At 73.0% G+C, this 20,905-nt stretch carries 18 protein-coding genes; 7 read left to right on the forward strand and 11 right to left on the reverse strand.

All coding sequences use genetic code 11. The annotated features are described in order from the left end of the window. Positions 1-32: 32 nt before the first annotated feature. The 5 genes from SXIM_RS28625 to SXIM_RS23465 form a co-directional block, all read right to left on the reverse strand. Positions 33-1,319 carry a hypothetical protein gene (locus tag SXIM_RS28625; RefSeq protein WP_148236157.1) on the reverse strand — a complete coding sequence of 429 codons (1,287 nt, stop codon included), beginning with the start codon at positions 1,317-1,319 and terminating at the stop codon, positions 33-35. Positions 1,320-1,465: 146 nt separating this feature from the next. Next, a complete protein-coding gene (locus tag SXIM_RS23450) occupies positions 1,466-3,262 on the reverse strand; it encodes a gamma-glutamyltransferase family protein (protein ID WP_046725058.1) in 1,797 nt (598 codons plus the stop codon). 56 nt (positions 3,263-3,318) lie between these two features. Continuing rightward, positions 3,319-4,341, reverse strand: coding sequence for a TIGR03842 family LLM class F420-dependent oxidoreductase (locus SXIM_RS23455; RefSeq protein ID WP_046725059.1), 1,023 nt, complete (start codon positions 4,339-4,341; stop codon positions 3,319-3,321). After that, positions 4,342-5,745 carry a dihydropyrimidinase gene (hydA, locus tag SXIM_RS23460; RefSeq protein ID WP_030730692.1) on the reverse strand — a complete coding sequence of 468 codons (1,404 nt, stop codon included), beginning with the start codon at positions 5,743-5,745 and terminating at the stop codon, positions 4,342-4,344. Between the two features lie 352 nt (positions 5,746-6,097). Further along, on the reverse strand, positions 6,098-7,072 hold the full coding sequence (locus tag SXIM_RS23465) for a glycoside hydrolase family 6 protein (RefSeq protein WP_030730696.1): 975 nt from the start codon (positions 7,070-7,072) through the stop codon (positions 6,098-6,100). A gap of 311 nt (positions 7,073-7,383) precedes the next feature. Between SXIM_RS23465 and SXIM_RS23470 the strand changes: the two genes are divergently transcribed. From SXIM_RS23470 to SXIM_RS23500, 7 genes are all read left to right on the forward strand, one after another. Next, the gene (locus SXIM_RS23470) at positions 7,384-8,394 is read left to right on the forward strand and encodes a LacI family DNA-binding transcriptional regulator (RefSeq protein WP_046725060.1); all 1,011 of its coding nucleotides are present in this window, start codon (positions 7,384-7,386) and stop codon (positions 8,392-8,394) included. A gap of 392 nt (positions 8,395-8,786) precedes the next feature. Beyond that, a complete protein-coding gene (locus SXIM_RS23475; RefSeq protein ID WP_043177222.1) occupies positions 8,787-10,094 on the forward strand; it encodes an aminotransferase-like domain-containing protein in 1,308 nt (435 codons plus the stop codon). Positions 10,095-10,278: 184 nt separating this feature from the next. Next, the gene (locus tag SXIM_RS23480) at positions 10,279-10,572 is read left to right on the forward strand and encodes a Dabb family protein (RefSeq protein ID WP_046725061.1); all 294 of its coding nucleotides are present in this window, start codon (positions 10,279-10,281) and stop codon (positions 10,570-10,572) included. A 3-nt stretch (positions 10,573-10,575) separates the two neighbouring features. Then, the gene (locus SXIM_RS23485) at positions 10,576-11,151 is read left to right on the forward strand and encodes a type 2 periplasmic-binding domain-containing protein (RefSeq protein ID WP_030730707.1); all 576 of its coding nucleotides are present in this window, start codon (positions 10,576-10,578) and stop codon (positions 11,149-11,151) included. 195 nt (positions 11,152-11,346) lie between these two features. After that, positions 11,347-11,559, forward strand: a complete 213-nt coding sequence (locus tag SXIM_RS23490; protein ID WP_030730710.1) for a hypothetical protein — start codon at positions 11,347-11,349, stop codon at positions 11,557-11,559. After that, positions 11,556-13,811, forward strand: coding sequence for a heavy metal translocating P-type ATPase (locus SXIM_RS23495; RefSeq protein ID WP_342783630.1), 2,256 nt, complete (start codon positions 11,556-11,558; stop codon positions 13,809-13,811). The genes SXIM_RS23490 and SXIM_RS23495 overlap by 4 nt, the downstream gene beginning before the upstream one ends. Continuing rightward, positions 13,808-14,344, forward strand: a complete 537-nt coding sequence (locus SXIM_RS23500; protein WP_052385179.1) for a copper chaperone PCu(A)C — start codon at positions 13,808-13,810, stop codon at positions 14,342-14,344. Before SXIM_RS23495 ends, SXIM_RS23500 begins: the two co-directional genes overlap by 4 nt. A gap of 57 nt (positions 14,345-14,401) precedes the next feature. Here the strand turns inward: SXIM_RS23500 and SXIM_RS23505 are convergent, their stop codons facing one another. From SXIM_RS23505 to SXIM_RS23530, 6 genes are all read right to left on the reverse strand, one after another. Further along, positions 14,402-15,061 carry a sigma-70 family RNA polymerase sigma factor gene (locus SXIM_RS23505; protein ID WP_046725062.1) on the reverse strand — a complete coding sequence of 220 codons (660 nt, stop codon included), beginning with the start codon at positions 15,059-15,061 and terminating at the stop codon, positions 14,402-14,404. Between the two features lie 123 nt (positions 15,062-15,184). Then, the gene (locus SXIM_RS23510; RefSeq protein WP_046725063.1) at positions 15,185-15,928 is read right to left on the reverse strand and encodes a hypothetical protein; all 744 of its coding nucleotides are present in this window, start codon (positions 15,926-15,928) and stop codon (positions 15,185-15,187) included. Between the two features lie 238 nt (positions 15,929-16,166). Then, positions 16,167-17,750: a DUF885 domain-containing protein gene (locus SXIM_RS23515; protein WP_246156925.1), complete on the reverse strand. Its 1,584-nt coding sequence runs from the start codon at positions 17,748-17,750 to the stop codon at positions 16,167-16,169. A 149-nt stretch (positions 17,751-17,899) separates the two neighbouring features. Further along, a complete protein-coding gene (locus SXIM_RS23520; protein WP_046725064.1) occupies positions 17,900-18,670 on the reverse strand; it encodes an ABC transporter ATP-binding protein in 771 nt (256 codons plus the stop codon). Beyond that, entirely contained in the window at positions 18,667-19,722 is a 1,056-nt protein-coding gene (locus tag SXIM_RS23525; protein WP_046725065.1) for a FecCD family ABC transporter permease, read from the reverse strand. Before SXIM_RS23525 ends, SXIM_RS23520 begins: the two co-directional genes overlap by 4 nt. Then, positions 19,700-20,776, reverse strand: a complete 1,077-nt coding sequence (locus SXIM_RS23530) for an ABC transporter substrate-binding protein (RefSeq protein WP_046725066.1) — start codon at positions 20,774-20,776, stop codon at positions 19,700-19,702. The genes SXIM_RS23525 and SXIM_RS23530 overlap by 23 nt, the downstream gene beginning before the upstream one ends. Positions 20,777-20,905: the final 129 nt, after the last annotated feature.

Consider the following 20,905-nt stretch of genomic DNA (forward strand, 5'->3'; position numbering starts at 1 on the left):
CAGCCTACTGGGGGGTGCCGGGAGGGCCCGGGTCAGGCCAGGTTCGCGCGGCGCAGTTCGCTGGTGATCGCGTAGTGGTGGCGGGGGGACAGCGCCTGAGCCGCCGTCACCAGCAACGGCACCACCACCTCGGGCGAGGACAGTGCCGCCCCCGCCGCCTCCTCCGCCGAGCGGGCCCCCACCAGCGCCGTCAGCAGGGTGACCGCCTCCTCGGAGCGGCCCGCCCGCCACAACTCCGCCGCGATCACTCCGGCCTCGGCCGCGGGGCGGGCCGCGGCCTGGCGCAGCAGGGCGGCGCAGTCGCGTTCGCGGCCCGCGCCGGCCAGCGCCTCCGCCACCGCCGCCAGCGGCCCCGGCGGCAGCGACGCCGCCTCCCACAGCAACGTGGCCACGTCCGAGGCCAGGCCCATGTGGGCGAGCGCCTCCAGCATGACCGGCAGCCGAGCCGCCGGTCCCCCCACGGCCTCGCTCAGCACGATGTGTGCCGGGCCGCTGGCCCCCGCCGCACGCAGTTCCGCCAGCCGTGCGGCCATCGCCAGGGCCGCCTGCCGGTCCTCCTCCGTCAGCCGCTGCCGCCGCTCCTGCCGGGACTCGTGCAGCGCCCCCGCGAACCGCGAGCCGCCCGGTGGCGCCGCCGGTGGCTCCACGGTGTCCCCTGCGGCCGGCGGCGAGGGCACCACCACCTCGTCCTCCGCCTCGATCCCGGCGAACCGCGCCCCGCGCGGCGGGCGTTTCCTCGCCCTCACCACGGGTGTGCCGGACGTCCCGGGCGCGGCGGTCGCCGGGCGCGGGGCGGGCAGCGCCGCCAGCCGGGAGAGCAGTTCGGCCTCCCGGGCCCGCGCCCGGTGCTCGTCGTCCCTGGCCCACAGCCGCTGCGCGGCCAGCCGCTCCTCCTCGCCGCTCTGCCCCACCCGGCGGGCCAGATGCAGCGCGTCGGACAGCTGCGCGGAGCGGCCGGCGGCGGCCCGTCGCGCCGTGTCCGCCGCCGCCAGCGCCCGTTCCAGCGCGGCCCGGCCGCCGGGCAGCGCGTCCAGCGCGCGCACCGCGCTCTCGTACCGCGCCCGCAGCCGGCCGCCGGTGCGCTCGGCGGTGTCCGTACCGCTGCGCACCGCCAGATCCTGCAGCAGATCGGCGACCACGTCCCACGGCGGCAGCTCCCGGCCCGCCAGCCAGCCGGCCAACTCCTCAGGACAACGTCTGGAGAAGGCCGCGTACCATCCGGCTGCCGGGTCGAGCGCGGCGGTGATCCTCCGCAGCTCGCCGGTGAACGCGGCCAGTCCGGCCGCCGCTTCCCGCTGGGCCATGGGCGCATCTGCCATAGCCGCTACTGAATCCAACCGTGTTACGGATCGTGTTACCGGCGCGCTACGGGAGTTTTTCCGATCGCTCTCTCCGGTGCACCCCGTGCCCGGAACGTCCCGGTCCGCCGGGCCCCCGTCCGGCCCCCGGCCGGTGCCCGCCGGCCTCAGCGGCCCACGGCGTACCCCTGCGCGCCGCGCGGATTCGCCGCCGCCAGCAGCACCCCGCGCTCCGGATCGCGGCCCACCGCGCACAGCCTGCCCTCCGTCCAGGGCCCGCCCACCGTCACCTCGTGCCCGCGCCGCCGCAGTTCGGCGATCGTCTCCTCGCCGATCCGCGATTCGACGGTGACGCTGCCCGGCCGGGTGCCGCGCGGATAGAAGGAGCTGGGGAAGCTGTCCTGGTGCCAGTTGGGCGCGTCCATCGCGCCCTGCAGGTCGAGCCCGCCGCGCACCGCGGGGCGCAGCGCCGCCGCCAGGAAGAAGTGCAGTTGCCACTGGTCCTGCTGGTCCCCGCCCGGGGTGCCGAACGCCAGCACCGGCTCGCCGTCGCGCAGCGCCAGCGAAGGGCTGAGCGTGGTGCGGGGCCGGCGTCCCGGCGTCAGCGAGGCGGGCAGCCCCTCCTCCAGCCACGTCATCTGGAGCCGGGTGCCCAGCGGGAAGCCGAGTTCCCCGATCACCGGGCTCGACTGGAGCCAGCCGCCGCTGGGCGTGGCGCTGATCATGTTGCCCCACCGGTCCACGACATCGACGTGGCAGGTGTCGCCCCGGGTCTCCCCGCTGCGGTCCACGGTCGGCTCGCCGGAGCCGGCCACCGGCGCGCCACCGGAGCGCTCCGCGCCGGCCAGCGCCGCCGCCGCGATCCGCGGCCTGCGGCCACCGGGAGCCCCCGGCCGCAGCTCGAACGAGGCGCGCTCGCCGATCAGCTCGCGCCGCCGCGCGTTGTACTCCGCCGACAGCAGCGACTCCAGCGGTACCGCACCGCTGTCCCCGTACCACGCCTCCCGGTCGGCCATCGCGAGCTTGCCGCCCTCGATCAGCGTGTGGACATACTCCGGGGTGCCGTACGCCGCCGCGTCGAGCCCGGGGTCCAGCAGCGCCAACTGCTGGAGCAGCACCGGGCCCTGGGTCCACGGCCCGGCCTTGCACACCGTCCAGCCCTGCCAGTCGTAGCTGACCGGCTCCTCGTACCCGGCCGACCAGCCGGTCAGATCGTCGCCCGTCAGGACGCCGGCGTGGCGTTCCCCGGAGGAGTCCATCGCGGGCCGGGCGGCGTGCGCGGCGATCGCCTCGCCGATGAAGCCCTCGCGCCAGATCCGCCGCGCCGCCTCGATCTCCGCCTCCCGGCCGCGGCCCGGTCCCGCCGCCTCCTTCAGCAGCCGGCGCCAGGTGGCGGCCAGCGCCGGGTTGCGCAGCATGCCGCCCGCCTTCGGCGCGGCGCCGCCGGGCAGGTACAGCTGCGCCGAGGACGTCCACTCCTTCTCGAACAGCTCCCGCACCGACTCCACGGTCAGGCCGATCCGGTCCACCGCCGGGTGGCCGTCCTCCGCGTAGCCGATGGCGTACGTCAGCACCTGCGCCAGGCTCTTGGTGCCGTGGTCGCGCAGCAGCGTCAGCCAGGCGTCCACCGCGCCGGGCACGACGGCGGCCAGCGGCCCCGTGCCGGGCACCAGGTCCAGGCCGAGCGCGTCCCGGTAGTGGCCGATGGTGGCACCGGCGGGCGCCGGACCCTGCCCGCACAGCACCTGTATCCGGCCACCGGCCGGCGCCAGGATGATGGGGACGTCCCCGGCGGGGCCGTTGAGATGAGGCTCGACGACGTGCAGCACGAAGCCGGCCGCCACGGCGGCGTCGAAGGCGTTGCCGCCGTCTTCCAGGACCGCCATGGCGCACGAGGAGGCCAGCCAGTGGGTGCTGGAGACCATGCCGAAGGTGCCTTGCAGGGTGGGGCGTGTGGTGACCATGCGGCGAAGCGTACGCGCAGGGCCGCGCGGCACCGGGCGGCCCCGGGGGGCGCGGTTCAGCCCAGGGCGGGGATCACGGCCCGGCCGTAGGCGTCGATGACCTCCTCGCGGGCGTCGTGCATGGCGTACACCGCGAACTGGTCCACGCCCAGATCGCGCAGCCGCCGCAGCTTCGCCACGTGCGCCTCCACCGGCCCGATCAGACAGAAGCGGTCCACGATCTCGTCGGGGACGAACGCGGTGTCCGGGTTCCCCGAACGGCCGTGGTGCGCGTAGTCGTAGCCCTGCCGCTCCCTGACGTACGCGGTCAGCTCCTCGGGCACCATCCCGGAGTGCTCCCCGTAGCGCGCCACCAGGTCCGCGACGTGGTTGCCGACCATGCCGCCGAACCACCGGCACTGCTCGCGGGCGTACTCCAGCGCGGCACCGGACGTGTCAGGGGTGACGTACGCCGGGGCCGCCACACAGATCGTCACCGCGTCCGGGTCACGCCCGGCCTCCACCGCCGCCGACTTCACGGCCTTGATCATCCACTCGGCCAGAAACGGGTCGGCGAGCTGGAGAATGAACCCGTCGGCCCGTTCACCGGCCAGCTTCAGGGCCTTGGGCCCGTACGCGGCCATCCACACCGGCAGCCGCGCGGCCGGGCCGCCCCGTACCCACGGCAGCCGCAGCGGCACACCGTCCACCACCGCCTCCCGGCCCTCGGCGAGATCGCGGATCACCGTCATCGCCTCGCCCAGCCGGGCCAGGGTGTTCGGGCTGCGCCCCGCCACCCGCATCGCCGAGTCGCCGCGCCCGATGCCGCACACGGTGCGCGGCCCGTACATCTCGTTCAGCGTGGCGAAGGTGGAGGCGGTGACCTCCCAGGTGCGGGTGCCCGGGTTGGTGACCATCGGGCCGACGATCAGCCGCTCGGTCTCGGCCAGGATCCGGCTGTGGATGACGAACGGCTCCTGCCACAGGACGGCCGAGTCGAAGGTCCAGCCGTGGCGGAAGCCGCGCCGCTCGGCGCGCCGCATGAGGGAGACCGTCTCGGTGGCGGGCGGGTCGGTCTGCAGGACGAGTCCGAAGTCCATTCAGTGCTCCGTGTACTGGCTCAGGCCGCGCGGCTGGAACCGGCCGTGCCCGGCCCGGCCCGTGAAGCGGCGTTGGTCCACGACGACCGATCCCCGGCAGAGCACGGTCTCGGCCCGGCCGGTGACCCGGCGGCCCTCGTACGCGGAGTAGTCGACGTTCATGTGGTGGGTGGCGGCCGAGAGCGTCTGGACGGCGGCGGGGTCATAGACGACGAGGTCGGCGTCGGCGCCGGGGGCGAGGGTGCCCTTGCGTCCGTACAGTCCGAACATCCGGGCCGGCGCGGCGCAGGCGAGATCGATCCAGCGGCGCCGGGTCAGGTGTCCGTCGAGCACGGCCTGGTGGAGCAGGTCCATGCGGTTCTCCACGCCGGGCAGGCCGTTGGGGATCCGGGAGAAGTCGCCGCGGCCGAGGTCCTTCTGGCCGCTGAAGCAGAACGGGCAGTGGTCCGTGGACACCACCTGGAGATCGTCGGTGCGCAGCGCGCGCCACAGCGCCGCCTGGTGCTCGCGGGGCCGCAGCGGGGTGCTGCACACGTACTTGGCGCCCTCGAAGCCGGGTCCGGCGAGCTGATCGGTGCTCAGGAACAGGTACTGCGGGCAGGTCTCGCCGAAGACGGGCAGCCCCAGGTCGCGGGCGCGGGCCAGTTCGGCGACGGCCTCCCGGGCGGAGACGTGCACCACGTACAGCGGGGCGCCGGCGACCCGGGCCAGCGCGATGGCGCGGTGGGTGGCCTCGGCCTCCAGCAGGGCCGCGCGCACCTCACCGTGGTGCCGGGGGTCGGTGCGGCCGGCGGCCAGTGCCTGGGCGACGAGGACATCGATGGCGATGCCGTTCTCGGCGTGCGTCATGATCAGCGCGCCGTTGCCGGCGGCCTGCTGCATGGCGCGCAGGATCTGGCCGTCGTCGCTGTAGAAGACCCCCGGGTAGGCCATGAAGAGCTTGAACGAGGTGATGCCCTCGGCGACCAGACGGTCCATCTCCCGGAGGGAGGCGTCGCTCACGTCGGAGAGGATCATGTGGAAGGCGTAGTCGACGGCGCACTGCCCCTCGGCCTTGGCGAACCAGGTGTCCAGCCCCTCGCGCAGCGCCTGCCCGCGCCCCTGGACGGCGAAGTCGACGATGGTGGTGGTCCCGCCCCAGGCGGCGGCGACGGTGCCGGTGGCGAAGGTGTCGGAGGCCGCCGTGCCGCCGAAGGGCAGCTCCATGTGGGTGTGGACGTCGACGCCGCCGGGGATGACGTACTTGCCGGTGGCGTCGATGACGCGCTCGGCGCTCCAGCTCTCGCCCGCGGCGCTGTCCCGGGTGGCGAGGGCGGCGATCTTCTCGTCCTCGATGAGGACATCGGCCTCGATCTCATCGGCGGCGGTGACCACCAGCCCGCCGCGGACGATCGTCCGTCCCACGTGCCTCACCTTTCCCTCACCGCTGTCGGCATGGAAGGGGACGACCGTAGACCGATGTCACTGAATGTGGCAACGATGTCACGTTCCATGAGGGGGTGGGCGTGTTGCCGCCGGCCCGCAGGCGCCGTCGGCTCGGGTGCCGGAAAGCGAGTCGGCAGGCCGCGGGGCGTGCACACCTCGCGGCGTTGTCGGAGAGGAGCAGGTCGACGGCCGGTCAATCCGCCGCGCTGCGGCGGGCCGGCGGGTGAGGTGGTGGCAGGTCGCCGATGGCGGTGGCCACCGGCTCCGGGCCTCCGCCGACCGGACCCGGCTCCGGCGGGGCGTGCCGGAGCCGGGTCGCCGGCGTGCGGGATCAGTAGCCGTAGACCATCCGGTAGGCGACCTCCGGCAGGAACTGCCCGGCGGTGGAGCCCGACCCGACGCCGCAGTTGCCGTCGGACTCACCCGGCGTCTTGATCCACAGGAGCATCTCGGCGCCGCTGCCGCCCTGCTGAGTGGGCGTCCCGATCCTGCGGCCGGCCGGGTTGCACCACTCGCCGTTGGAGCCGTTGCCGTTGCGGCTGGTGTCCACGACGAACGCCCTGGAGTAGCCGTAGCGCTGGCTCAGGGTCTGGTTGACGCGGCCGGCGTAGGACGCGGCCTCGTCGGTGCGGTAGAAGTTCGAGACGTTGAGGGAGAAGCCCCTCGCCAGGCTCAGCCCTGAGGAGTTGAGCCGATCGGCCATCGTCGAGGCGTCGATCCAGCCCGGGTTGCCCCCGTCGAGGTAGACCCAGGCGTTCGGCGCGGCGGAACGGAACTGCGAGAGGGCGTTGATGAGCATGTTCTGCCGCTCGACGATCTGGCCCTGGGACATACAGCTGTAGTCGCCGAGGGCATCGGGCTCCAGCACGACGACGGCCGGACGGTTGCCTATCCCACCGGCGAAGGCGGAGATCCAGCTCGCGTACGCGGACGGGGACGCGGCGCCGCCCCCCGAGTGCCCGCCGCAGGCATCGCGGCCGTACATGTTGTAGGCGACGAGGATCGGCAGTTTGTCGGCCGACTGGGCCGCGGCGGTGTAGGAGTTGACCGCGGAGCGGATGTCGCCGCTCCAGGAGCCGAACCAGCGGGCCATCGGGGTACGCGCGATGGAGTCCCGGATCGCGGAGGCCCGTCCGTCACCGGGGTTGGCGGCTGCCCAGGCGGCGGGGCTGGAGTTGGGGTCGACGTAGAAGCCGCTGGTCATCGCGAGCGGATCGGCCGCCGGTGCCGCCTGCGCGGGCGACGAGGTCAGGAAGAGTGGCAGGGCGAAGAGGGCCGCCACGGCCCCGCGGAGAAGCTTGCGCACGGATGTACCTCACTTCGTGTGGGCGGGAAGCGCCACGCCGCTCTCGTCCTGAGCGTGTGGTGGCGCCGGGGCTGCGGCATCCGGACCCAAGTGGCGCGCCGGGACGTGCCGCTGGTTCTGGGAGCGCTCCCAGCTCGAAGAGCGCTCCGAGGTAGCTTCCTCGGTATGGTGTGTGCGCTGTTGAAGACTGTCAAGGGCTGTCACGGGGCTACCCTCGGCGGGGCTCCGGTGGGAGGCTTGAGGTCGATAACTGGAAGCGCTCCCAGTTTTTCCGGGGTGCTTCGCGACGGAGAGGGAAGGTCCCGCGACCCATGACAGCCGCGCCGCGCCGCAGGCCCACCCTCGACGAGGTGGCCGAGCGCGCCGGCGTCTCCCGTTCGGCGGCCTCCCGGGCGCTCAACAACGCGCCCCACGTCAGGCGCGACAAGCGCGAGGCCGTCCAGCGTGCCATCAGGGAGCTCGACTACGTTCCGGACACCACCGCCCGGGCGCTGGCGACCAGCAGGCGGAACGTGGCGGCCCTCGTGATCTCGGGGGAGACTCCGTCGATCTTCGCGGACCCGTTCTTCGCCAGGGTGATCGTCGGCGCGTCCGCCGCCCTGGAGGAAGCCGGTCTGCATCTGATGCTGTGTCTCGCGGCCGGGGATCGCAGCCGACGGCGCCTGGAGGAACTTCTGCGCGCCCGGGGCGTTGACGGCGTCATGCTGATGGCGGTGCGGGAGAACGACCCGGTGCTGCGCATCGTCGCTGAGACGGAGCTGCCCGTGGTCTTCGGCGGGCGCCCGGTGGGGTTCGAGGCGCCGTGGTACGTGGATGTCGACAACGTCGGTGGTGCGCGCCAGGCCGTGGAACACCTGATCGCCCGCGGTCGGAGGCGGGTGGTCATGATCTGCGGTCCCCTGGACACCCAGGTCGGCCGAGCGCGGTACCGCGGCTACCGGGAGGCCATGGTCCTCGCCGGGCTCGACCCTCTCCCGCCGGAGTGCGGCGACTTCACCCGATCCAGCGGCGCCGTCGCCATGGCCGAACTGCTGAACCGGCAGCCGGACCTGGACGGGGTCTTCGCCGCGAACGACAACATGGCGTCCGACGCCCTGCGCGCGTTGCGCGAGACCGGCCGCTCCGTCCCCGGTGACGTCGCCGTCGTGGGCTTCGACGACCTGGACATCGCGAAGATCACCGAACCCTCGCTGACCACGGTCCACCAGCCCATCCAGGCGCTGGGGCGCGAGATGGCGGCCCTGCTCGTGCGGCTCGTCGCGGGCGAGGAGCCCAGCTCCCTGATCCTGCCCACCGAACTGGTCACGCGCTCCAGCTCCTGACCGGCACGGTCCGGCCGGGGGGCGTCCGTGCAGGAGCGCGGCGACCACCTCGGGCGCCCTCCGCCGGTCCGCCGGCCGCTGACGACGGCTGCGCGGGCCCGCTCCACCGGCTGACGGCCCGTGAGCATCGGTCTGAGAACGTCGTGCTGCCACCCGCCGGGGCATAAGTTGACGCATCAACGGCTTGCGGTAATATAGATGATAAGTCAACTACTTGATCGGAGCGGGGTCGCCACCGCGACGCGGGGCCGCGCCGATGCGCGAAGCGACGCAGCCGATGCTCAGTGACATGACCCGGACTCAGGAGCCGTTGCGCCGACGCGTACGGACCTGTCGGCGGCGACCCGCCCGAGCACGCAGCGCGCACGCGAGAGGAAAGGGAACTCACCGACGTGGCCGAATTAGCTCTGACGCAGCTGCACCCCTCACTGGACGATCCCGTCCTGCTCTCGATGAATCTGCTGAACGACATCGCCTCGGACCACCCGCGGGCGGTGTCCTTCGCCGCCGGCCGGCCGTACGAGAACTTCTTCCGGGTCGAGCAGCTCCACGACTATCTGGGCACCTTCGTCGCCCACCTCACCGACGTGGTGGGCCTGACGGACGAGCAGGCCCGCAGGACCGTGTTCCAGTACGGGCGGACGAAGGGCATCATCCACGACCTGGTCGCCCGCTACCTGGAGATCGACGAGGGCATCGCCGTCGACCCCGACGCGATCGTGGTGACCGTCGGCAGCCAGGAGGCGGTGTTCCTGACGCTGCGGTCCCTGCGCGCCTCCCCGCAGGACGTCGTCCTCGCCGTCGCGCCCACGTATTTCGGGCTGACCGGCGCCGCGCGCCTGCTGGACATGCCCGTGCTCGACGTCGGGGACGCGGAGGGCGGCCTCGACCTCGGCGACCTGGAGCGTCGGGTGACAGCGGCGCGCGCCCAAGGGCGGCGACCGCGCGCCCTGTACCTCGTTCCCGACTTCTCCAACCCCACCGGAGTGAGTCTGGACCTGGCCACCCGGATCGCCCTGCTCGACCTCGCGGCCTACCTCGATCTGCTGATCATCGAGGACAACCCGTACGGCGTCTTCCAGGCCGACCCCGGCACCAGGCCACCGAACCTCAAGGCGCTCGACACCCGCCACCAGGTCGTCCACGTCGGCTCCTTCGCCAAGACCGGACTGCCCGGCGCCCGCGTCGGATTCGTCGTGGCCGACCAGCCCGTCGTCAGGGGCGGACGTCCCGCGGGTACGCTCGCGGACCGGTTGTCGCTGATCAAGAGCAACGTCACGCTGAACACCTCGCCCGTCGCCCAGGCCGTCATCGGCGGCAAACTCCTGCGCCACGGATGCAGCATGATCGCCGCGAACAAGCGTGAGATCGAGGTGTACCGCGCCAACCTGCGGCGCATGCTGGCCGGCCTCACCGCGCGGTTCGGGGACAGTGGTCCGGTGACGTGGAACACCCCCTCCGGCGGGTTCTTCGTCGTCCTCACCGTGCCGTTCACCGTGGACGACGACGCGCTGCGCAGATCGGCGCGCGAGCACGGCGTCCTCTGGACCCCCATGCACCACTTCCACCACGGCATGACCTCCTCACACCAGATCCGGCTGTCCTTCAGCCTGCTCGATGACGCGTCCGTCGACGAAGGACTCGACCGGTTGGCCGCCTTCGTGACGGCCGAGTCCCGGGCCGCCGGTTCCGCCGCCTGACAGCCGGCCTCCGCTCCGGCCGGAACGCCGATCCGGGGCCCCGTCGTCCGGGTGGACACACGAGCACTCCCGACACCCGACCCGACGGAGATGTGGGCGGGTACGGAATCGCCCTGCGCCTCCCCGGACCGCCCGCGCGCGTCACACGGTGACGCGCTGCCCCCGCACCCCGAAAAGGATGCCGATGATCAGACACATCGTGCTGTTCAAATTCAAGCCCGGCGTCAACTGGCGGGACCCCGCGGCCCTCGCCGCCGAGCGGTCCTCGCAACTGGTCGGCGAACGCGTGCCCGGCCTTCTGCACTGGCAGGTGGGCCGCAACACCGCCGACCGTCCGATCGCCTACGACTTCGCCGCGATCGGCCTGCTGCCCGACCAGGACACCCTGCGTCGTTATCTGGACCATCCCTTCCACCAGCGATCCGCGGCCCTGTGGAGCGCCATCAGCACCTGGGTCGTCGCAGACATCGAGGAGTGAGACATGACCGTCGAGTTGGGCTGGATCGACGTCCGGCCCGCACCGGCGGGGTCGCCCGCCATCGGAACCCTCGGCCCCGAGGGCACGAGCAGCGAGCAGGCCGCGCGGCTGCTGCGGACCCGCTTGACCGGCAGAGCGCCGATCGTGCTCAGGAAGACCTACGAACAGGCCCTGGAGGACGTGACGGCCGGCACGGTCAGCCATGTGGTCGTCGCCAACGCCTATCGGGACATCCACCACTTCTACATGGCCGACGACATCGCGCTGGCCAGCATCTTCGTCATGGACACCCCGCTGTACGGCCTCGCCCGGCGCGCCGGCGGCGGTCCGCTGCCCGACCGCCCGAGCGTGGTGACCCACCCGTCGCCGCGCCCCTTGCTGGACCAACTGCTGCCCGACGCCTACCGGGTGTCCGAGGTCGCCACCGCGGACTCCACCAGCCAGGCGGCCCAGGCCGTGGCCGAGCACCGCCACGATCTGGCGCTCACCACCGAACCGGCCGCGGCGCGGCACAAACTGCGCTTCGTCTCCCGGCTGCGGCCGATCCGCATGGTCTGGTCGGTCTTCGTCCGCGATTGAGCCCACCCCGCCCGGTCCGAGGCATCACGGGAACAGGGTTCGTCCACCGACTCGCCCTGCGACGGCGGATCGCCGGGAACCGGGTGAGGCCGCGCCCCGACCCACTCAGGGCCGGGTCACTCAGATGCCGGACGTGCCTCAGGGCCGTCCGGCGTCCGTGCCGGTGCAACCTGACCTCGTTCCGAGAGACCGTCCATGAACCTGCTCACCACCCGCCGCCCGGCCTCCCGGGCCGCGGCGCGCCGCGCCCCGGCCGCGGGCTTCGCCGCGCTGCTCCTCGCTCTGTTCGCCGTGGCGTACGCCACCGGCTCCCAACTGGGCCCTGTGGCGCCGGGGATGCACCCCGGCGCGGGAACCCCCGCGACCGTCGGCGAGGGCGGCGGTCACGGTCACGGGGAGGCCCGGTGAACACGCGGACCACGGTGACGACCGACCTGACCGTGACAGGCATGACCTGCGCGGCCTGCGTGAACCGGGTCGAGAAGCGGCTGGCCAAACTGGACGGCGTGCGCGCGACGGTGAACCTGGCCACCGGTGTCGCCCGGGTGACCCACCCCGAGGACATCGGCCCCGGGGATCTCGTCCGTCAGGTCGAGGGCGCCGGCTACACGGCGACACCGGTCACCGAGGAACCGGCGCCGCCCGCCACCGCGTCCGGCCAGGACGGTGAGCTGCGCCGGCTCGCCGTCACCGCGGCGCTCTCGCTGCCGGTGATCGTCCTGTCGATGGTTCCGGCCTGGCAGTTCACCAACTGGCAGTGGCTGTGCTTCGCGCTGAGCGCACCGGTCGTGGTGTGGAGCGCCCACCCCTTCCACGCGGCGACGCTGCGAGGGCTGCGGTATTCCTCCGCCTCGATGGACACCCTGGTCTCCCTCGGGGTGACGGCGTCCTTCCTGTGGTCGGCGTACGCGCTCTTCCTCGGAGGGGCCGGGGAGCCCGGCATGCGGATGCCGTTCAGCTTCCTGCCCTCGGCCTCCGACGGCGTCGCCCACATCTACCTGGAGGCGGCCGTCGCGGTGCCGCTGTTCGTCCTGCTGGGGCGGGCGTTGGAAAGCCGTGCGAAAGCCGGGACCGGTGCCGCGCTCCGGGCGCTGGCCGACCTGGCTCCCGCCCGGGTGACGATCCGGGCCGCCGACGGGAGCGAACGGACCGTCACTTCGGACCGGCTCGCGGTGGGGGACGTGTTCGTGGTCCGCCCGGGCGAGCGCATCGCCGGTGACGGGGTCGTCGTCCATGGCCGGTCCGCCGTGGACGCTTCGCTGATGACCGGCGAGAGCAAGCCGACCGAGGTGGCCCCCGGGTCGCCGGTGCTCGGCGGTGCCGTGAACAGCGGCGGCCTGGTACGGGTGCGGGCGACCGCCGTCGGGAACGAGACGCAACTGGCCCGCATCGCCCGCCTTGTCGCCGACGCGCAGGCCGGCAAGGCGCGGGCCCAGCGGGTGGCCGATCAGGTGGCGGGCGGTTTCGTGCCCGCGGTCCTGGCCATCGCGGTCACGGTGCTCGGCTTCTGGGCCGGTGCCGGCGCCGACCCGCAGGCCGCGCTCACCGCCGCGGTCGCGGTCCTGGTCGTGGCGTGTCCGTGCGCCCTGGGCCTGGCCACGCCCACCGCGTTGCTGGCGGCCACCGGGCGCGGGGCCCAACTGGGCGTGCTCATCTCGGGCCCCCGGGCCCTGGAGGCACTGCGGCAGGTGGACACCGTCGTCCTCGACAAGACGGGGACGCTGACCACCGGCCGGATGACGGTGGTGCGCTGTGTGGTGCGCGAGGGCGGTTCCGGGGAGACGGAGGTGCTGCGGTGGGCCGCCGCCGCGGAACGGCCCTCGGAACATCCCTTGGGCCGGGCCCTGGTGTCGCATGTCGCGGGTCTTCGGGGGAGCCTGCCCGAGGCGGAGGAGTTCACCGCCGTCCCCGGTCATGGCGTCACCGCACAGGTGGAAGGGCACCGGGTCCAGGTGTGTGCGGCGGCCGTCGCGGGCGGCCTCCCGGCGGAACTGGAGACGGCGGTGTCGCGGGCGGAGGCCGAGGCGCTGACCCCGGTCGTGATCGTCGTGGACGGTGTTCCGCAGGCGGTGGTGGGCATCGGCGATGTCGTCCGCAGCGGGGCCTACCGGGCCGTGGACCGGTTGCGGCGCCTGGGTCTGCGCCCGGTCCTGGCGACGGGGGATGTGGCGGGAACGGCGCGTGCCGTGGCCGCCGAGCTCCGCATCGAGGAGATGCACGCGCGGTGCACCCCGCAGGACAAGGCCCGCCTGGTGGCCGGCTTGCGGCAACGCGGCCGGCGAGTGGCGGTCGTCGGCGACGGGGTGAACGACACCGTCGCGCTCGCCTCCGCCGACCTGGGGATCGCCATGGGCAGCGGCACGGACGCCGCGATCGGCGCCGCCGATGTCACCCTGGTACGGCGCGACCTGGCGGCGCTCGCTGACGCCGCCGCGCTGGCCCGCCGTACCCTGTCCACCATCCGGGTCAACCTGGTGTGGGCCTTCGCCTACAACGCCCTGATGCTTCCCCTGGCCGCCACCGGCTGGCTCAACCCCATGGTCGCGGCGGCCGCGATGTCGCTCAGCTCGCTGCTCGTCGTCCTCAACAGTCTGCGGCTGCGCGCCTGGAGCCCGGCCCCCGCACGCGACCGCCGCCCCGGCCCGAGGAGCATCGGATGAACCCGCGCCCCACCGATGAGGCGATCGCCGCACCGCGGGGTGCGCGTTCCTCCCTCCGTTCCCGCTGGACCGGCGCGCTGCGGGCGGCCCTCGTGCCGCTGTCGGCGGGATCGCTGACGCTGCTGTGCCTGATCCTGTGGACCGGGACCGGCCGGGCGGGAAGCCCCGCCGAGATCGAGGTCGCCGAGGGCCGGGTGTTCCTGCCCATCCTCGACACCCAGGACATGACCGGGGTCTTCTTCGAGGTCACGAACACCGGTGGTTCGGACGAACAACTCCTGGAGGTCAGCACGGAGCGTGGGCGGGCGATGTTCTCCGACCGCGAGCTGACCACCGGAGCCGGCCGGATGATCATGATTCCGCGGATCACCGTACCCGCTGACAGCACGCTGGACATGAGCCCTTTCACACCCAACGTGATGCTGTCCCTGGACCGCCCCCTGATCGAGGGGGAACGGATCGACTTCGTCCTGCGCTTCCGCCAGTCCGGCCAGATCCCGGTGTCCGCCGTGGTGGTGCCACCCGGCAGCTGAGCAAGGGCGTGGGAGTCGCACGGAGCGTCACCACCGCGTGCGACTCCCACCCCTCTTTCAGGCGCGCTCGGCGGCGCGCAGCATCTTCGCCAGATCGGCCCTGGCCCTGGAGACCCGGGAACGAACGGTTCCCACCGCGCAGCCGCTGAGCGAAGCGCAGTGCTCGTAGGACATACCCCACAACTGCGTCGCGATGAAGGCGTCGCGCCGTTCCTCGGCGAGCGCGCCGAGCAGATTCCGTAGCGCTATGCCCTCGTCGAGGCCCGGGACGTCACGCGTCTGACGGTGTTCCGCTTCCCGTTCCCAGTCCTCACCGTCGGTGGTCCTGGGCCGGGCGGCGGCCCGGCGGACGCTGTCCACCACAGTGCGGCGGGCGATGGAGAGCAGCCAGGTGCGCGCCGATGAGCGCCCCTCGAACCGCCGCAGCGCCACGATCGCGCGCAGCATCGTCTCCTGGACCAGGTCCTCCACACTGTCGGTGTCGGGGCGCAGGAACGTGATGTAGCGCGTGACATCGGACTCGAAGGCGGCGACGAACCGGGCCGTGTCCTCGGGAGATCCCGAACGGGCCGCCGCCAGCGCCAGGCGCGTCCTGGCGTCATCGGGAGCGGGAGCAGCGGCCGGTGCGGCGCCGTTCCCGGTGGTGCGGTGACCCGGCGACGGGGCGACCGATGGGGGAGGGCCTGACGGTTTTCCGGTCAGGGCAGGGGTGAGCATTGGATGACCTCGTCACTCGTGCAAGAGGAGGACGAACCGGTGTGCGGCTCGTCGGGTGTCCGCCGGGCCGTGGTGCGGCCCGGCCTCACGACGCGGTCGGGGCGTCGTGGATGCCCGCTGTCGTCAGACGACAGCCCCGTGACGAGGTGGACCCCGTGAGATCAAGGTGTGCAGCAACAGGCGTGCCCGGAGTACCGGCACCTCCACCGAGGGCACACAGGCCGGCCCGGGAAGGTGCGGGACGGGCACCGACCACAGCCGGGCGAGCCACAGGGGCGCGACCAGCCACAGGCCGAGAAGGCCCAGCACGGCGCAGGCCGCCCGCTCGCCCCACGCCAGCCACAGGCCCGAGACCAGGGCCGCCGCCAGGTGCGCCAGGAGCATCCAGCCGGAGTGGTGGTTCTGAGCACTGTGCGCGACATGCGCGCCCGCCTCGACCGCGTGGTGGCCCAGGGCGCCGTGACCGGCCCCCGGCACGGTGAGGCCCGCGGCCGCGATCACATCCGCGGCTTCGTCGTGCGACAACCGGGCCCACAGGGCGTCACCGCAGAGCAGCGTCCGCGCGAGCTCCTGAACCGCGGAGGGGGCCGGCGATCCTGTCATCGGTGATGCGGCCTGTTGGCCCGCGGAGAAGGCCAGGTGGAGGCCGCTCTGGACGCCGAGGGCCGCCAAGGTGACCGTGAGCGGCCCGCGGTCCGTGCCGGCACAGCACCAGGCGGCGCCGGCGACGGCCGCGAAGGCCGCCAGGGCGACGAGCGTCGGGACCGGCGCGCCGGACGCCTGGACGTGGCCGACCAGAGCGAGCACGACACAGACACCGGCGAACACCGCCGCCCTGATGCCGCGCACCGCGCCGTCCCATCGCATGGTGCGTTCATGCTCTCACCGGCCCCGGCGGGCGGCCCCACCGGCCACGGCGTGCTTCGTACGTAAGCCGTGTCATGGCCCGGGCCGGGAACCCGGCCGGGCAATCCCACGACGGGAACAGGGACATCCGCAGGGGGTAACGAAGAGCAACCCCGGTCCGCCGGCACCGCTCACCCAGCCGGTCACCCTGCCCAAGCGGACCCGCACCGGGTCACCTTGGGCAGGGGTCAGAGCGTGGTCACCGGCACCGGCACCGGCACCGGCACCGGCACAGCGCGGCGAGCTCGTCCGTCAGATCGTCCAGGCCGAGCGAGCCGAGTGACAGGGCCGCCATGTGCCACGCCTTCAGGTCGAACGCCTCGCCCCGCGCGGCGCGGGCCGCGTCCCGGCCCGCCAGCCAGGCACGCTCGCCCAGCTTGTAGCTGATGGCCTGCCCCGGCATGCCCAGGTAGCGGGTCAGCTCCGAGCGCGTGTACTCGGGCTCCTGGCCGGTGTGGGTCATGAAGAACTCGGTGGCCAGCTGTGGGGTCCACACCTCGCCGGGGTGGTAGCTCTCACCGGCCGGGACCTTCAGCCCCAGGTGCATGCCGATGTCGATGATGACCCGCACCGCGCGCAGCATCTGGCCGGAGAGGTAGCCAAGACGGTGCGCCGGGTCGGTGAGGTAGCCGAGTTCGTCCATCAGCCGCTCCGCGTACAGCGCCCAGCCCTCGGTGGCCGCGCTGACCGAGCCGACGCTCACCTGGTAGCGCGAGAGCCGTTCCTGCACCAGCACCCACTGCGCCAGCTGGAGGTGGTGTCCGGGGACGCCCTCGTGGTACCAGGTGGAGACGACGTTCCACACCGGGAAGCGGGTCGCGCCCAGCGTCGGCAGCCAGGTCTGGCCCGGGCGGGCGAAGTCCAGGGAGGGCCGGGTGTAGTACGGGGCGGCGGCGCTGCCGGGCGGGGCGATGCGGGCCTCGACGCGCTTGATCGGGTCGGCGAGGTCGAAGTGCGTACCGTCCAGATCGACGATGGCGCGCTCCATCAGGTCCTGGAGCCACCGGCGCATCTCCTCCTGGCCGTCGATCGCCTGGCCCTTCTTCTCCAGGTGGTGCATCGCGGCGAAGGTCGACTCCCCGGGCAGGACCTCGGCGGCCACCGCGCGCATCTCGCGCTCCAGGCGGTGGAACTCCTCCCAGCCGTAGGCGTAGGCGTCCGCCAGGTCCAGGTCCGAGCCGGTCCAGCGGCGGGCGGAGAGGAGATAGCGTTCGCGGCCGACCGCGTCGGGCGTGCCGGCCACGGCGGGCAGGTAGTCGTCGCGCAGGTAGGCCCGCAGTTCGGCCAGGCCGCCGGTCGCGGCGTCGGCCGCCGCCGCCAGTTCGGCGCGCCGGGCCTCGGGGCCGCTCGCCGCGAAGGTGCGGTACCAGTCGGACTCCAGCCAGGCGTCTAGCTGTTCGATGACGGTCTCGACCTGGCGGGGCGCGGCGTTCAGGCCACGTCCGGTGCCCGCGCGCAGCGATTCGGCGTAATCGCGCAGCGCCGCCGGTACGTTGTGCAGGCGGCGGCCGATGACGGCCCAGTCGTCGTCGGTCGTGGTGGGCATCATCAGGAAGACGGAGCGCTGCTGTTGCAGCGGGGAGAACAGGTTGCTGACCTGCCGCAGGTTCTCGCCCGCCTCCTCCAGGGCGAGCGAGGCGCCCAGCCGTTCCCGCAGCAGCCGGGCCGCGCGCCGCTCGTCCACGTCGCCGGGGTCGCCCACCGCGTCCAGCCGGGCCAGGGCGGCGCGTTCGAGGGCAGCGAGGGCGGCGTGGCCCTCCGGCGAGTAGTCACCATGCTGCATCGCGCCATCCTCTGTGACATGCGGAGCCAGGGGAAGGCGTCCCGGTTCGCTTGCGCTCCTGGTACTGGCCGGGGCGAGGCCGCTGACCGCCGACCGCTGACCGCTGGGCGAGGAGCGGGACGGCGGCGGGCGTTGGCCCGCCGCCGTCCTCAGGGGGCCAAAGGCGTGGTCACCAGGTGCGGCCGGCCGGTCAGCGGGTGCGGGACGATGGCGCTGCGCACGCCGAACACCTCGGCCACCGTGGCGGGATCCAGCACCTCGCGCGGCGGGCCCGCGCCGCGCAGCCGACCCTCGTGCAGCAGCACCAACTGGTCGCAGTACGCCACCGCGTGCCCCAGGTCGTGGATGGCCAGGACGACCGTGAGGTCCAGCGCGCGGACCAGCTCCAGCAGTTCCAGTTGGGAACCGATGTCCAGATGGTTGGTCGGCTCGTCCAGCAGCAGCACCGGTGTCCGCTGCGTCAGCGCACGGGCGAGCAGGACGCGTTGCCGCTCGCCGCCGGACAGCCCGGCGAACACCCGGCCGGCGGCCCACTCCATCCCGACCCTGGCCAGTGCGGCGCGGACGGTGTCGTGGTCCGCGACGCTGTCGCGCTCCAGGAACCGCTTGTGGGGCAGGCGCCCCATGGCGACGATCTCCTCCACCGAGAAGCTGTTGTCCAGGTCGTGGTCCTGGGTGACCACCGCCGTCCGCTGCCCCGCGGCCCGGGAGGACAGCTTCCACACCTCGTCGTCATCGATCAGGACCCGCCCGCCGGTGGGACGCAGCGCGCGGTAGACGCAGCGCAGCAGCGTGCTCTTGCCGGAGCCGTTGGGCCCGACCAGGCCGGTCACGGTGCCGGGTTCGGCGGCCAGGGACACGTCGCCGAGGAGGGCGCGGTCCTCGATCCGCACGGTCAGACCGTGGATGTCGACTCTCATCGCAGTACCCGCTTTCGACCGCGGAGCAGGGCAAGGAAAAAGGGCGCCCCGAGGAGGGCGGTCACGATGCCGATGGGGATCTCGTTCGGCCGGTCCAGGGTGCGGGTGAGCAGATCCACGAGGACGAGGAAGACGGCTCCCAGCAGCAGCGAGACGGGGATGACCTTGCGGTGGTCGGGGCCGACGAGGAGCCGCACGGCGTGCGGGACGATCAGGCCGACGAAGCCGATGCCGCCGGCGACGCTGACGATGACGGCGGTCAGCAGCGAGGAGACGATCAGCAGCCCGAAGCGCAACCGGTGTACGCCGACGCCGAGCCCGGCGGCGGTGTCGTCCCCGGTGGCCAGGGCGTTCATGGGGCGCGCCTGGGTCAGCAGCACCACGGTGCACACGGCGACGGCCACCGCCGGAAGGGTCAGGTCCGGCCAGGAGGCGCCCGCCACGGACCCCAGCAGCCAGAACATCACGGCGCGCAGCTCCGATGGGTTGGCCTGGAGTTGGAGGTAGCCGGTGACGGCGTTGCCGAGGTAGGCGATGGCCACGCCGGCCAGGATCAGGCTGGAGCCCAGCAGCCGCCCGCTGTGCTGGGCCAGCGCGAACACCACGAGCAGGCTCAGCAGCGAACCCGCGAAGGCGGCGCCGCTCACGCCGAGCCCGGCCACGGCGGTAACCCCTGTGGTCATGGCGAGGACCGCGCCGAGCGAGGCACCGGCGGAGACCCCGAAAACGTACGGATCGGCGAGCGGGTTGCGCACCAGTGCTTGCAGGCACACCCCGGCCAGGCTGAGTCCGGCCCCGGCAAGGGCCGCCAGCAGCACGCGCGGCGTACGGAAGTCCCAGACGATCTGCTGGGTGAGCGGATCCTGCTCCCGGCCGCCGCCGGTCAGGTTGGCGACCAGGACGTCGAGGACATGAGGGAGAGGGACGTGCACGGTGCCCACCGAGATCGCCACCGCGACGCAGAGCAGCAGCGCACCCGACAGTACGGCGAGGGCCGGCGGATAGCGGCGGCCCCGGATCAGGTGGGGGCTACGGGAGGTCGTGCGCGGCATCGGCGATCCTGGCGACGGCGAGGGCGTTCAGCGGGCCGAGGTAGAAGCTGTCGGAGACGGTCGTGTACGTCCCGGTCCGGGAGGCGTCCCACGCGGGGAACCGCTCGAAGAGGTCCTGGGCGTACGCGTCTCCGTCCTCGTCCTCCTCGAAGAGGCCGATGACCAGGACATCGACATCGGCGGTGGCCAGCGCCTCGACGTTGATGTCGGCCAGCTCCGGGCCGGTGCGGCCCGCGAAGACGTTGACGCCTCCGGCGCGTTCGACGATGTCGTCGAAGAGGCCGCCGGCGAAGACGGCCGGCAGCCCGTTGTTGTTCATCATCGCCATGCCCGGATAGACGACCAGGACGCTGACGGGCTCCACCTCCTCCACTGCCTCGGCGATGTCCGCCAGTTCGGCACGGACCCGCTCCACATGGGCCGCCGCGCGGTCGGGCACGTCGAAGATCTCCGCGAGGGCGTACAACAGCTCGAAGGAGGACTCCACCGACTGCGCGTCGTAGCGCTGCTGGTCCTCGGGCCGCGCCGCGGGGTCCCCGTAGGCGCAGTTGACCGGGGTGACGAAGCTGTTGATGCCGGCCGCGTCGAGCTGGTCGCGGGTGGCCGATCCCGTCGCGGCGTCGAAGCCGCCGGCCCAGGTGGAGATGACGAGATCGGGCGCCAGGTCCAGTACCTGCTCGCGGGGCACCTCGGCGTTCTCGTTCAGGCTCAGACCGCCGGTGGGCAGGGCCGCGACCTTCTCCACCATCTCGGGGTCGTCGGAGACCCCGTACGACTGGCTGTTGGCGAGAATCCGGTCCTCAAGACCGAGAGCGATGAAGGACTCGACCTCTGCGACGGAAGTGCCGTTGAGCAGCAGCACGCGGCTCGGCGGTTCCTCGAAGGTGATCCGGTGGCCGCAGTTGTCGATCGTCAGGGGGTAGGTCGTGCGGGACGCGGGGCCCTGGGCCGTGGGCGTCGCGGTGGTGTCCGGATCGGTGGTGCCGTTCGAGCACGCTGCGGTCAGCCCCAGCAGGCACAGGGCAGCGGTCGACGGGATCGTGCGGAAGCTCATGGGGGAATCGTCGGGAGCACCGGCGGCGAAGTTCCGATGAGGTGCCGGGAACTTGTGTCCGGGTCGCTGCGACGGGGGCGGCGTGCGGGACAGCCGTGCGGGGCGGTTCGGACGTGGTCCGCTTCCGAC

It is taken from the genome of Streptomyces xiamenensis, assembly GCF_000993785.3.
GTDB classification, from domain to species: domain Bacteria; phylum Actinomycetota; class Actinomycetes; order Streptomycetales; family Streptomycetaceae; genus Streptomyces; species Streptomyces xiamenensis.